The 14,075-nt window shown below is 30.4% G+C and carries 12 protein-coding genes; 1 reads left to right on the top strand and 11 read right to left on the bottom strand.

The features are described 5' to 3' along the window. Positions 1–122: 122 nt before the first annotated feature. The 8 genes from ACNQ2T_RS02230 to rpmF all read right to left on the bottom strand — a co-directional run bounded on the left by ACNQ2T_RS02230 (position 123) and on the right by rpmF (position 9,885). Positions 123–1,049: an NAD(P)/FAD-dependent oxidoreductase gene (locus ACNQ2T_RS02230; RefSeq protein WP_418035876.1), complete on the bottom strand. Its 927-nt coding sequence runs from the start codon at positions 1,047–1,049 to the stop codon at positions 123–125. 49 nt (positions 1,050–1,098) lie between these two features. Then, positions 1,099–2,082: a prolipoprotein diacylglyceryl transferase gene (gene lgt, locus ACNQ2T_RS02225; protein ID WP_416755590.1), complete on the bottom strand. Its 984-nt coding sequence runs from the start codon at positions 2,080–2,082 to the stop codon at positions 1,099–1,101. Then, positions 2,075–3,016 (bottom strand): HPr(Ser) kinase/phosphatase, encoded by a 942-nt coding sequence (hprK, locus tag ACNQ2T_RS02220; protein WP_416755591.1) that lies wholly within the window; start codon positions 3,014–3,016, stop codon positions 2,075–2,077. The genes lgt and hprK overlap by 8 nt, the downstream gene beginning before the upstream one ends. Before the next feature lie 63 nt (positions 3,017–3,079). Continuing rightward, the gene (gene uvrA, locus ACNQ2T_RS02215; RefSeq protein WP_418035875.1) at positions 3,080–5,926 is read right to left on the bottom strand and encodes an excinuclease ABC subunit UvrA; all 2,847 of its coding nucleotides are present in this window, start codon (positions 5,924–5,926) and stop codon (positions 3,080–3,082) included. After that, positions 5,919–7,934: an excinuclease ABC subunit UvrB gene (gene uvrB, locus ACNQ2T_RS02210; protein WP_416755594.1), complete on the bottom strand. Its 2,016-nt coding sequence runs from the start codon at positions 7,932–7,934 to the stop codon at positions 5,919–5,921. Before uvrB ends, uvrA begins: the two co-directional genes overlap by 8 nt. Before the next feature lie 97 nt (positions 7,935–8,031). After that, complete coding sequence (gene ruvB / locus ACNQ2T_RS02205; protein ID WP_416755595.1) at positions 8,032–8,985, bottom strand: Holliday junction branch migration DNA helicase RuvB; 954 nt, start codon at positions 8,983–8,985, stop codon at positions 8,032–8,034. After that, a complete protein-coding gene (gene ruvA / locus ACNQ2T_RS02200) occupies positions 8,960–9,559 on the bottom strand; it encodes a Holliday junction branch migration protein RuvA (protein WP_418018160.1) in 600 nt (199 codons plus the stop codon). The genes ruvB and ruvA overlap by 26 nt, the downstream gene beginning before the upstream one ends. A gap of 125 nt (positions 9,560–9,684) precedes the next feature. Then, positions 9,685–9,885 (bottom strand): 50S ribosomal protein L32, encoded by a 201-nt coding sequence (gene rpmF / locus ACNQ2T_RS02195; RefSeq protein ID WP_416741824.1) that lies wholly within the window; start codon positions 9,883–9,885, stop codon positions 9,685–9,687. Between the two features lie 147 nt (positions 9,886–10,032). Here rpmF and ACNQ2T_RS02190 point away from each other — a divergent pair, with 147 nt between their 5' ends. Further along, positions 10,033–10,956 (top strand): nucleotidyltransferase, encoded by a 924-nt coding sequence (locus ACNQ2T_RS02190; RefSeq protein WP_418035874.1) that lies wholly within the window; start codon positions 10,033–10,035, stop codon positions 10,954–10,956. A 26-nt stretch (positions 10,957–10,982) separates the two neighbouring features. Here ACNQ2T_RS02190 and ACNQ2T_RS02185 read toward each other — a convergent pair whose 3' ends face one another. Genes ACNQ2T_RS02185 through ACNQ2T_RS02175 form a run of 3 tightly spaced genes read right to left on the bottom strand, consistent with a single transcriptional unit; the run spans position 10,983 to position 14,073 of the window. Then, a complete protein-coding gene (locus tag ACNQ2T_RS02185) occupies positions 10,983–12,224 on the bottom strand; it encodes a hypothetical protein (RefSeq protein WP_416755598.1) in 1,242 nt (413 codons plus the stop codon). Continuing rightward, the gene (gene holA, locus ACNQ2T_RS02180) at positions 12,181–13,116 is read right to left on the bottom strand and encodes a DNA polymerase III subunit delta (RefSeq protein ID WP_418035873.1); all 936 of its coding nucleotides are present in this window, start codon (positions 13,114–13,116) and stop codon (positions 12,181–12,183) included. The genes ACNQ2T_RS02185 and holA overlap by 44 nt, the downstream gene beginning before the upstream one ends. A gap of 3 nt (positions 13,117–13,119) precedes the next feature. Then, a complete protein-coding gene (locus ACNQ2T_RS02175) occupies positions 13,120–14,073 on the bottom strand; it encodes a ComEC/Rec2 family competence protein (RefSeq protein WP_418018176.1) in 954 nt (317 codons plus the stop codon). Between the last annotated feature and the right edge of the window lie 2 nt (positions 14,074–14,075).

Genomic DNA, 14,075 nt, shown 5'->3' with positions numbered 1-14,075 from the left:
TAAATAGTTAGTTTTTTATTCGGAATAAAACTTATTCCTACTATTATTTTATTATTTCATATATGGATTTAATAAAAAAGAAAGAAAAAATGTGGAAATTTCCACATTTATGAAAAAAATCCTTATTTTTCAGTATTTACGAGGTCAACGATTTTCTTAGCTGCAATAGCACCATCACTTGCAGCAGTAACAATTTGACGTATTTCCTTAACTCTAATATCTCCAGCAGCAAAGATGCCAGGAACTTTAGTTTGCATATTTTCATCAGTTATAATAAAACCTTTAGAGTCAAGAATGTCTAAATCTTGTAAGAATCAGGCTGTTGATTCCATACCGATGTAAGGGAAGAAAGAAGAAATCTTTATTTCTTGTTCATTTCCATCTTCATCCTTGATAAGAGCACTTTCTAACGCATCTTCTCCTCTGAGCTCAAGCACTTGTGAGAAACGATGAATTTTAACATTAGGAAGCTTATATAAGTCTTGTACAAGACGTCTTTCAGCTGTAAAGTCTCCACCTTTTATTACTAGGTGTACTTCTGAAGCTATACTTGAAAGATAAGCAGATTCTTCAACAGCAGAGTTTCCAGCTCCTAGTACCATAGTTGGATTTTTTCCAAATAATGGACCATCACAAATAGCACAAAAGCTAACACCTCTATTCATAAATTTATCTATGTTCTTGATAAAGGTTGGTACTTTATTTTTCATACCAGTAGCAATTAGAATAGTTTTCGCTTGTATCATTTGTCCACTAGCTAGATAAATTTCTTTGTGAGTAGTATCTATGTTTTTTACTTCTACTACATCACCATAGATGTATTTGGCCCCATATTTTTGTGAGTGATCAAAGAATTCTTGAGCCAATTGTCATCCTTCAATCATTTCTGTTCCTATTCAGTTTTCAACTTTGCTTGTGGCAGATAGTTTTCCACCAGGAGTGCTTTTTTCTACAAAAGCAACAGAGAGATTTGCTCTAGAGGCATATAAGGCTGCATTTAATCCAGCAGGTCCACCTCCAATAATTACTAAATCATATGATTCATTCATATATACTCCTTTGTTTTCTTATAAAAAAAGCATTTAGATAAATGCGTTTTTATTTATGAATTAATTTTGTTTTTATTTGACATACTAAGTATTTAAAACTTGTTCTGTATACATAATTGTTGTATTGTTCTTTATTTTTGATTTCGTATGTTCATTTATATTTAGCAAAAGTTTTATTGTATTTAACTAACCCAAAGAATTGGAAGTAGATAAATAGGATTACTCCTAAGATAATAAATACTAATGCTACATATGAGTAAAGATTATATGATTCTTCTCTTAAAGGTTCCATAGCAGCACGAGTTACACCATATCATAATAAGTATAATGCACCAGTTGCTCCTGGTTTAAAGACACCAAAATAGTTGAATACTCAGCAAAGAAGAATATAACCGACTAAGTTTGCTAGTCCTTCATATAAGAAGAGTGGGTATCTATAAGCCCCTTCAAGACCTAATGCATCAGTTGTAGCATCTGAAATGTACATGTTTGAGGCAAAAGTAGAACCTAAAGAAGTTACGCTGTAGCCACTTCAGTCAATTCTTCCATAAACTTCGTGGTTAGCATAGTTACCAAAACGACCAACAAATTGTCCGACTAAAACAGCAGGTAGAATATAGCTAAAAGCTTTTCTTAAATCAACATATTGACGTTTTGTATATAAGTAAGCAATATCTAGAAGAGCAGCTAGAATAACTCCCCCTTGAATACTTAGACCCCCTTCTCAAATCGCATATCAATGCGAGTTAGGGAATGGATTACTTGGATCATAAATTAAGCGTTCAATAATGAATCCAAGACGTCCTCCAAAGATTCCGGCAGGAACTGTGATGATGATAACTACGAATAAGATATTTAAATCTCATTGTTCTTTATACCAATAAAATAATACTGTAAGGATAGCAAATAAGAATCCAAACATTATCATTAAAGAATACAGGTGCATCTGATAAGAACCGATGTTAAATAAGATTGTAGGGGTTCCTTCTCTGATTGCAGCTGTAGGTAAAAATGAAGGTAAATTACTATTCATTATTCTCCTTTTCTGCTCTTTCATATAACATGTCAACTACATTCATACCAGCATTTCTAGCTAAATATGTATTGACAGCAGCTTTAATTAAGGAAGCAGCTGAGCCCCCTTCTTTAATTGGGATTTGCATTTTCTTAATTGATCTACCAAAGACTGGATATTCTAAATAATCTGTTCCTAAGCGATCGAAGTCATTTTTGCCTTCTTGGCGAACTAATTCAATAACTAAATCAATAATTGAAGATTTAGCTACTGAAGAGACTCCGTATAGTTGGGTTATGTCAACTAGCCCAATCCCTCTAATTTCAAGGAAGTTGCGAGTCATTTCTGGTGAGGAACCAATAAAAATGTTACCATTGTCTTTAATTAACACAGCATCATCAGAAATAAGCACGCTACCTTGTTGCACTAATTGCAATGCAGCTTCTGATTTTCCAATCCCTGATTCACCAGTGATAAGAACTCCAGTACCACCAATTAGAACTAATGTTCCATGTACTTGTGTAACTTCACCAAAATAATTATTTAAATATGAACCAATGTTGGTCGAAATATATGAAGTTGACATGCGAGCCAACGCCACAGGGATTTTGTATTTGTTTGCAACATCTATTACTCAGTTAATAGCTGGCTTGTTAAATCCTTTTGAAAGAATAACAATAGGTGGCTTGCGAGAAAATACTCATTCTAAAGATTCATAAGACTTAGTCTTACCTATCAAACTAAATCAAGTTGATTCCGCTGTCCCTCAAGCAATAACATTTTTTGAAATACGATCATTTTCAAAATGCTCTGCTAACTCTAAACCAACACGTTTAATTGCTGGTAAATAAATATCATTATATTCAAGTTCGACATCTTTGCCATTAACTATATTTAGGCCAAAAAACTCAATAATTTTTTTGACGTTCATTTTCTTTTTATCTTTACTCATAAACTTCCTTAAATAAAATCTATTAAATTATATATAGTTATTATCTTATTTTTAATAAGATAATTAATTTTTTAAAATTTTAGCTAAGAATTCTCCAGTATAGCTTTTTGGACTTTGAGCAACTTGTTCTGGTGTTCCTTGAGCAACAACTTGTCCTCCATGAATTCCACCATCAGGACCAAGGTCGATTAAATAGTCACAAGATTTAATTACATCTAAATTATGTTCAATAACAACCACTGTATCACCATTATCAACAATTCGATTTAAAATAGCAATTAATTTTTTAACATCATGTGTATGTAATCCAGTTGTTGGTTCATCAAGTACGTAGACAGTCTTACCTGTAGGTTTCTTTTGTAAATAAGTTGCTAGTTTAACTCTTTGTGCTTCACCACCACTTAATGTGGTTGACATTTGTCCAAGTTGGATATATCCAAGTCCGACATCCATTAGGATTTGTAATTTTTCAATGATTTTAGTTTTATGCTTGAAGAATTCAAAGGCTTCCTCAACAGACATATCTAAAATTTGTGAAATGTTTTTATTATGATATTTAATTTCAAGAGTTTCACGATTATATCTTTTACCATCACATTGATCACATGGTACAAAAACGTCTGGTAGAAAGTGCATTTCAATTTTAATGAATCCATCACCACTACATTTTTCACATCTTCCACCTGGCACATTAAAACTGAAACGTGATTTAGTATAACCACGTGCCCGAGATTCTTCGATATTTTCAAAAATATCACGAATATCGTCAAAAACACCAGTATATGTAGCTGGATTTGATCTTGGGGTTCTTCCAATTGGAGATTGGTTTACAGCTATCACTTTATCAATATTACTTAAACCTTGAATTGAACTAAACTTAGCTTTTTTATGATTAATCCCATCTAGTAGGCCTAAAGAATATTGAATACCACGAACAAAGATTTCATTTATTAGTGTACTTTTACCAGAACCAGAAACTCCAGTAATCCCAACTAGCATCCCTAGAGGTATAGTAACATCAATATTTTTTAAGTTATTTTCTCTAGCACCTTTAATTGTAATTTCAGTTTTATTACCTTTTCTACGACTAAGGGGTACTGGGATATTTCATTCATGAGATAGGTATTTTCCAGTAATTGAATTAGGATTTGCAATAATATCTTCTAAATGTCCTTGAGCAACAACTTGTCCCCCATGAATTCCGGCTTCAGGACCAATATCAACAATATAATCAGCTGAATACATTGTGTCTTCATCATGTTCAACAACAATTAGTGTGTTACCAATATCAACCATTTTTCTAAGTGTATTAATAAGCTTTAAGTTATCTTTTTGGTGCAGACCAATAGAGGGTTCATCTAGCACATATAAAACTCCTGTTAGGTTGGAACCTATTTGAGTTGCTAATCTAATTCTTTGTGCTTCTCCCCCACTTAGTGTTTCAGCACTACGGTTAAGAGTTAAATAATCTAATCCTACATTTCTTAAGAATGAAAGGCGATCAATTAGTTCTTTTGTAATGAGGTTTGAAATTTGTATCTCTTGTTCACTTAACTTACTTATTAAACTTTGAATGCTTTCTAAACATTGTTCAACTGACATTAATGTATATTCATAAATGTTTTTGTTATCAATACGTACAGCTCTTGCTGCTTGGTTTAAACGAGAACCTGAACAAACTGAGCAAGTAAATGAACCCATGTATTTATTTAAATAATCACGTCTGCGATCTGAAGAAGTTTCATAGTATAGCTTTTCAATTTTAGTAACTATACCTTCAATTTGACGATCGCGACGAATTATATTATTTGAAGATGATTTTAAAGCGTAAGCAATTGGTTCAGTTGAACCATACATTATAATGTCACGTTCTTGTTGTGTTAATTCATCAATTGGAGTGTTTTTATCTATGTGATAGTGCAATAAGAGTTGGTCAAATTCTTGTCATTCTAAATTTGCTGTATTAATAGTGTTTTCAAAGTATTTAATAGCACCTTCGTTAATTGTTCTTCAAGGTTCAGGAACTATAGCGTCAAAATCTGCTTTAAACTCTACACCTAGACCCTTACAGTTTTCACACATTCCGTAAGGGGCATTGAAAGAAAACAATCTAGTTTCAATTTTAGGCATATTAAAGTCTTTGTATATACATGAGTGTGTTTTTGAGAATGAATAAATTTTATTATTTTCTACATCTTCAATTTTAATTAATCCATTTGAATGTTCTGCTGCAATGTCAATAGCTTCAGCAATTCTGACATAATTTTCTTCATTAAGCACAACACGAGTTATAACCAAATCAATATCATGCTTATTATTTTTCGCAAGTTCGATTTGATCATCTAGTAAATAGAATTGACCATCAATTTTAACTCTAATGAAACCATCTTTGCGTAACTTTTCAAGCAAGTTAGCATGGGTTCCTTTTTCACCCTCAACTAGAGGTGCATAAATAATGAGTTTTGAGTTTTCTGGCAATTGATAGATTGAATTTAATATATCTTTAGTAGTTTGAGAGCTAATTTCAATATTATGATTTGGACAAAATGGCTTACCAATACGAGCAAAGAGCAATCTGAAATAGTCATAAATTTCAGTTACTGTTCCAACTGTAGATCTTGGATTATTATGCACAGTTTTTTGCTCAATTGAAATGGAAGGTGAAAGTCCTTCGATTTTATCTACATCTGGTTTTTTAGTTCCTCCTAAAAACATACGAGCATATGATGAAAGAGAGTCAACATATCTACGGCGTCCTTCTTCATAAATAGTGTTAAAAGCTAATGAACTTTTACCACTACCACTTAGACCTGTAAATACTATTAGTTGATTTTTAGGAATGGTTAAATTAACGTTTTTTAAATTATTTTCTCTAGCGCCTTGAATAATTAATTTATCTTCTTTACTCATTTTGGTCCTCCTCAATTTTATGTTTTTCATCTACTTGTAATTCAAGCAAGATATCACGCAGTTCAATGGCACGTTCGTAATCTAATTCTTTTGCAGCTTGTTCCATTTGCTTGCGAATTTCATCAATAGCTTGTTGTTTTTCTTTTTTACTTACTCGACCCTTAGCTTGACTCTTAGTTATAATAGCTTCAATTGCATTACTGATATCATGACCTTGAATAGGCTCAGGAATAGGTTTAATAATTGTTTTAGGTGTAATATTGTGTATCTTATTGTATTCTAGTTGCATTGTACGCTTTTCTAAGTTATCTTCAATGCACTTTTGCATACTTGGAGTAATTTTATCTGCATAGAAAATAGCTTGTCCATTAACGTTTCTTGCTGCCCGTCCGGTGATTTGAATTAAGCTTTCTGCATTACGCATAAATCCTTCTTTATCAGCATCTAAAACTAGAACTTTAGAAACTTCTGGAATATCCATACCTTCACGCAATAGATTGATAGCAACAACTACTTCGTAAGTACCTTTACGAAGTTTTCTTAAGATTTCATTTCTGACAAATGTATTAAAATCTGAGTGTAAGTAAGCAGACTTAATGCCTTTTTCAAGTAAGTAAGCTGATAAGGTTTCAGCTTGTTTCTTAGATCAGGTAAGAATTAATGTACGTGAATTAGTTTCTCTTTGTTTTATTAAAGTGTCATAAATATCTTCAATTTGATTGTGAGTAGGCTTTACAATAATTTCAGGGTCCACTAGCCCAGTTGGACGAACAAAGAGCTTAGCTACTTTACCTTCTGATTTATTTAGCTCATAGTCTCTAGGTGTTGCTGAAATATAAATTTTATAAAAATCGAAGTTATCTTCTCATTCTTCAAAGTTTAGAGGTCTATTTTCTAGGGCTGAAGGTAATCTAAAACCATAATTTACAAGGTTTTCTTTTCTGCTTCGATCCCCAGCATACATACCACCTACTTGTGGGACTAATTTGTGTGACTCATCAATAAACATTAATGCATCCTTAGGGAAATAGTCTAGTATGGTATAAGGTCTTTGACCAAAATCCCTACCATCTAGATACATTGAGTAGTTTTCAATACCTTTGCAAATCCCAAATTCCTTCATATCATCCATGTCGTTTTGAATTCTTTGAGATAGGCGAGAAGCTTCTAGTATTTTGCCTTCCTTTTGGAATTGGGCAATACTTTTTTCTAATTCTGCTTGAATTTTAGGAATAATTACATCATAAATTGAATTTTCTGTTGCATAAGCGTTACCAGGTGAAAGCACATAAATCTTAGGTTTTTGTTGAACTTCTTTTGTCAGCGGGTCTACAATGGCTATTTCTTCAATTTCATCACCAAAAAAGGTTATTCTAACGGTTATTTCTTCATTATCAGCAGGACGCACAAAAATAGCATCACCTTTGACAGTGAAGTCACCAGCTTCCTGAACAGTATCATTTCTATCGTATTTAATTTGAATTAGCTTATTAATAAATTCCTTAATAGAAATAGGTTGATGTATGTAAAATCTAAAGAAAGAATCTTTATAGACTTCCGGATTAAGTGCACCATAAATAGCACTAACACTAGCCACAATAATTACATCTTTTCTAGTAAGTAATGAATTAATAGCACTGAGACGAAGAATTTCAATTTGTTCATTTGTTTTTGAGTCTTTATCAATATAAACATCAGTTGCAGGAATATATGCTTCTGGTCTATAGTAATCAAAATATGAAATAAAATACTCAACAGCATTTTCAGGAAAGAAACTTTTTAGCTCACTATAAAGCTGTGAAGCTAATGTTTTAGTATGTGATAAAACAATAACTGGACGATCAAATTCTTTGATCACATTAGCAATTGTAAAAGTTTTTCCAGAACCTGTTACCCCTTGAAGCACTTGTTCACGATCGTGATGTTTAATTCCATCAACAAGTTGTTGAATTGCCTTGGGTTGGTCACCTGTTGGCTGATAATTTGCATGTAATTTAAATATTCCCATAATTCTTTATATTATATTCTTTTATCCTATTTCTCAAAATTATAAAAAGTCAAATATTAGCTAGTAAATATAGCAATATTTGACTTTTTTATAAATTTTAGTATAAGTTTTGCCTAATTAAATAGTCAATTCCTTCAGAAGTAATCCGTCTACCTTTGGAACTTTTTTCAACTAATTTTAACAATAGTAAAGGAGGCTCAATTTCATTTACTATGCTTTCCTTAGTATGTAAAAGTAATCCTGTAATTGTATCTAAAGCAACATACTTTTCTTCAAATCCTTCCTTAAGTACTTCTAAGTATTCAATATGGTCTTTAGTTAACCCGAACTCATAAAGATCAAGATATTTAAAGGTTTTTTTAACTATTCTTTTATTAATAACACCTTTATTATGAGCTAAAGCAAAATCATTTATCCGTTCGAGTAAGTGATTAGCAAGCCGAGGCGTACTGCGTGAGTAACTTGCAACAATTTTTAAAATATCATCTGTTACATCAATGGCTAGTTTATTTTTAGATATGCTTAGGATTTTAAAGATATCTTCAGGGGTATAGTTAACAATTCTACCAACAAAACCGAAGCGATCTTTAAGAGGTTGAGAGATTTCATTTAATTTAGTTGTAGCGCCAATTAATGTAAAGGGTTTAATTTTCATTCTTACTGCACGTGAGTTGCCATCTGCGCCTACTATTAAGTCAAAAACAAAATCTTCCATTGCACCATATAAGAATTCAATAACATTTTTATTTATACTATGAATCTCATCTATGAATACAACATCTCCTTCGTTAATGACTGAAAGCACACTGATTAGGTCAGCTTTCTTTTCGATATTAGCCCCTTGAATATAGTGGATACGAGATTGATTTTCCTTTGCAATCAAGGTTGCTAGTGTGGTTTTACCCATCCCGGGTGATCCATAAAGTAAGATATGATCTAGAATTTTGTTTTGAATTTTAGCACTTCGCATCATAGCTTGAAGTGTTTTGACTAATTTATTTTGCCCAATAAATTCACTAAATTTATTAGGCCTCAAGTCTAGATACGTCATTGCTTTCGTTAGCTATGAGTTTAATGCTTTCTTCAATCATATTATCTATGTTATCTGTGAATTTAATTTTCTTCATTGCTAAATCAATTTGACTCTTTTGGAAGCCTAATTGTTGTAATGTTTTATTTAATTCTTCACGTAGTTGTGATTTTTCAGCTTTCTTGTTATCTGCATTTGAAATGATTTTTGATCATTTTTCAGATAATTGCACACAAATTAGATTTGCTAGCTTTTCGTTAATAAATTGAATAGAAGCCAATTCTTGATAATTACTGTGTGCAATTAAACGAGCAATGTATTCTCAGCCTTTGTCAAGTAAAATCATTGCAATCTTAGGTCCGATCTTTTCAACAGATACTAAGTCAATGAACAATAAGCGTTCTTTAAAATCTTTAAATGCGTATGTGCATTCATTATATTCAGTTCGATGTTCATATAAATAGATTTTAGCTTTCTGTCCAACTTCATATCTAGACTCGTCAGCTACAGTCATTAAATATCCTTCTGAGCGTGACTCTAGTATGATGTTGTTCTTGTTTTTATAAACAATTTCTCCAATAATATATAGTTTCATTATTTACCTTTCTTTCATCTCTCATTATTTAAATTATTTTTGAGCTAAAAAGAACTAAAAGTAAACAAAAAAGCACTATTTCCAGTGCTTTAATTATTTATAAGAATGATTAATTAATAAAGTTATTATTTATTTCTGTCGTTTAATGCAACATAGCCTTCAACTTTTTTACCTTTGTAAAATCCACAAAATTGACATACAACATGTTGTTCAATTTTTTGACTGCAGTTTTTGCAAGATACAAGGTTAGGTGTATCTAAAGCTGAGTGAGTGTTTCTTTTGTGTTTACGTTGTTTAGACGTTTTACGTTTTGGAACAATAGCCATTTTACCCCCTTTGAAGTATGTATTAATTAATAAGCTAATTTATTATATTATAAAAATTAAAATTTAAAAATATTTAATTAGTAAAAATAGTTATTAATTTTGTAAAAATATCATACTTATTTTAAGTAATCTAATTATAATTTATTTGTGAAAAAAAATAAGAAAAATCGCGTAGGAATAATTGCTGAATATAACCCGTTTCATAACGGACATATTTATCAAATTAACTGGATCAGAAAAAACATCCCAAATGCCTATATTATAGTGGCTATGTCAAATAAATTTACTCAAAGAGGAGAAATTGCTTGTGCTAGTTTTAGTGCTCGTAAAAAGGCTGCAAAAGCTTTTGGTGTAAATAAAGTTGTTAAACTCCAAGATAGAGATGTAATTCAAGCAGCACACATTTTTGCTCAATCAGGTGTTAAATTATTAGCTAAACATAAGATTGATTATTTAGTTTTTGGATCAGAAAGCAATGATGTTGAAAGCTTAATTAAGATTGCTAAAGCAATTAAATCAAATCCAACTGAATATAATACTTTAGTGAAAAAATATCTAAAGTCAGGTGGCAATAGTTATCCTAAAGCAAACAACTTAGCAATTCAGGAATTAATGGGACAAAATATACAAATGCCAAATGACATTCTTGGCCTTGAATATGTCAAAACAATTATTAATAATGACTTTCCAATTCAACCAATTAGCATGCAAAGAACAATAGATTTTCATGCTTCCGAGGTAAAATCATCATTTGCCAGTGCTTCTAAAATCAGAGAGATGCTCAAACAACATGAAGATATTTCGCCTTACACTCCTATGCGATTAGTTTATGATGCAAAGAGGGATATTTCAGCTACTTATCCTAAATTTAAAAAAATAATAATAAAACAAACTGCAAGTAAATTAGCTCAATATAAACTTGTAGATGAAGGCATTGAGAATTTATTTAAAAAACAAGTGAAATTAAATAATGACTATAACAGTTTTATTGATGCTTGTGTTTCAAAAAGATATACTCGCAGTAGAATTCAACGAACTTATCTTAGCATACTACTTAAGATAAAAAAATAACGAGAACATATAGTTCTCGCTTCGAATTATTTAATTCGATTTCATTTATATCCATAAGAATGAACTTCCTTATGGATTTTTTTTCACATGATTTTTATGTGTTGTCTAATATTTTGGTATCTAAAGCTGAATTTGAATTCAGAATCACCAGTATTAATATACTTATATGTATTAGCCTTAAAACAGTAAGTTACAATTTTTGCTGCATTACCTGGTTGATTATAATGCAATATATCATTGCGTTTGTAAAGAGTAGAAATGAAATAACTGTTGATATTATCTTGCAATAAGAGATAGTCAAATAAGTTTACTTTTCACTCATCTTCTTTATTTTCAAATGCAAAGTAATAACAATAATTTCTTGATGAGACAGAAAGATTTTCAAGAATTATGCGCACTTGAGTATCTTTATAAGATAAAGACCCAGTTCGTGTTGATAAAAACTTGTTTGAGTTAAATATTACATTTAAATCTTTCTTATATAATGATTCAATATTTTTTATGATTTCACTAAATTGAGGTGCTAAAACTACATCAGTATAAACTTCTAATGGTTGTAATTTCTTACGTAAGTATAAAGCTGCCTTATTATTTGATTCATAGATGTTTACATCTATGTGCATGGTGTTAATAACTTTTTGAAATGTATTTACAAGAAACTTGTAATCATCTGCAGCTACTTGGTTTTGCTTATTTTGACAAAAATCAAATAAATTACTAATAAAGAAGCCTTCAATTTCAACATATTTTGATAAACCAGCATAAATTTTATTTATGTGATTATATAGTTCGTTTTCAGCATTATCTTTTTTAAGTTTTATAACTTGCGTGTAGAGTAAATCGTTGTATTTTAGAGATGAGTGATTATCAACATTTTCTTTAACTTCAAAGTTATTAAGATCAACTCTACTTAGCACATCAGAAAAAGATGCGATACTATGAAAGTCTAAGGTAAAGTAGAATTTTGTATTTAACTTTGCTGCCTTTGATAAAAATAGATGCAAGTTCTTGATTCTCTTTTTGGCCAAGTTCTCATTTTCATCATCTAGTAGCATAAGATGATAGTTATAAAAATTATACAAATCAGGTACTACTATGCCTACCTCATAGTTAAAAGCACTTAATTCCCCTAGTTTCTTTAAGATATTTTCAAAATATTTTACAGAAACAATTAGTTCATTATTTTTAAGTATTTCTTCGTCAAGGAAAATGAAAGAATTAATTTTACTTTCCGAAGTTTTTTGTCAAGAAAGATTGGAATAAATCATTTGAGTCTACCCCCGTAGTTTTAATTTTATAGTCAAGGTCACCTAACTCAGTAAGAATTCTTCTCACGTCATTTGCCTTATAGTTATTTGCGATTTTCTCAATCACAAATAGTCGTTTTAATGAAATGTTTAGCTTGTTAGCTAATACATCACGCTGTGTAATAGCTTTAGAATACGCAAAATATCTATTTAACAAGCACATTGTATTGCTAATGGTATATATTAACTTAGTTACATCTTCGCCTTGTGCGCTTAATAGGATGTATTTTGAATATATTTCATGCAAATTATTTGTCCCTAGGGCATTTGAAAAGTAGAATGGATCATCAATAGGATATTGTGTGATAAAACTATCAATTAACACCTTATTAATTGGCTCGTTTAATAGTACTAATTTATCAATTTCATTCTGTGCTATAGCGATATCATTAGGGATTTTTGTTAGAAAATATAATAAGTCACTATAGTTAATTTTTAATCCATATTCAGTAAAACGTTTATTAACTCATTGGCTAAATTCTTTTTCACTATAAGAATGAAATTCGAATTTATTTTCAATGTGTAAAAGTGAAAGGAATTTGTTGTCTGTTGGTTTAATTTCTTCTAGATAAATTAAACATTTTGTTGTTGACTGATTGAATAATTCAGCCAACTGTTCAAGGGTGATTTTGTTATTTTTAAGGAAGCTTTTATCTTTATAAAACTTAGGATTATAGAGAATTAAAAGTTTGTCTCCCGAGAATAAAGAATTAGATAGCAATATATTGCTAAGGAAGTCTAAGTCGGATAAGTCTTCCTTTATTTCAAATATAGAATCTGGCCTATATTGCTGCTTAATTTCTTTAATTTTTTGATTAATAAAATATTGATTTGTTCCAGTGATAATTGTCATATCTTAATTATACTTTCTTGTTTCACTTTTTTTGTAAATTAATGATTGTTTCAACAAGATTAAGTAGTCAAATACATATAGTACTAAAAGATAGTTACTATTTGGAATTTCGACCCGTAAATTAAAGCTATGGAGCAAACTGATTAATTTAATTAGCAGATAGGAAATTGGACTACATATGAAAGTTAATGGAAAAAATATGGCAAAAAAGATAATTGCAAATTGAAAAACAGGAGTCAAAAGTAAGATATAAAGAAAACTTAAAATACTAAATGCATGTTGTTGAACAGAGATTATAGTGACTGATAAAAATCACGAGAGAAAGTAAATCTTTAATAAGTATAAAGCTTTCATATATGTGATGTTTTTGTGCTGCTCTTCCTCAATTTTAGCTTGTCCTTGGCTATAAAGCACTAAAGAGAAAGTTAAGATAAACGATAGTCAATAACCGAGGTTTAAGACATTTTTGGGTGAGTATAATAAGTAGATAAAAGATATTCAAAATAATATCTGATGCAATGATACTCTATGGTGTCAGTGTTTTTTCATTAAAAATTGTTGAATTAATAAGAAGGTAAAGGCACGAAATACTGAAATTGACTTTTTAACAAAGAAGAAATAAATAATTATTAAAATCGTGCATAATATCTTACTTTTATCAATCTTATAGGTTAATAATTTTATTAACCCAAAGATGGTAGCAAAATGTAAACCACTAACAACAATTAAGTGCACTGCTCCCATATCCTTAAGTGATTGAATTATGTCATTATGGACCTGAATATTGAAACCAAAAAGTAAGGGGATTATTAATTGATAATAATCTAGATCTTTTTGTAAATAATATTTAAAAAACCAATATCTCACATTTCATCAATGCTCTAATTTGGTGTAGTGAGTAACTTTGAGAATATAATAAATATTGTTTGATGCATAATAATTGGAATTATAGTCCATAG

Source organism: Mycoplasma haliaeeti, assembly GCF_048284645.1.
GTDB lineage: Bacteria > Bacillota_I > Bacilli_A > Mycoplasmatales > Metamycoplasmataceae > Mycoplasmopsis.
The sequence above is the reverse complement of the archived record's forward strand: the minus strand, read 5'-3'. Positions and strand labels throughout refer to the sequence as shown.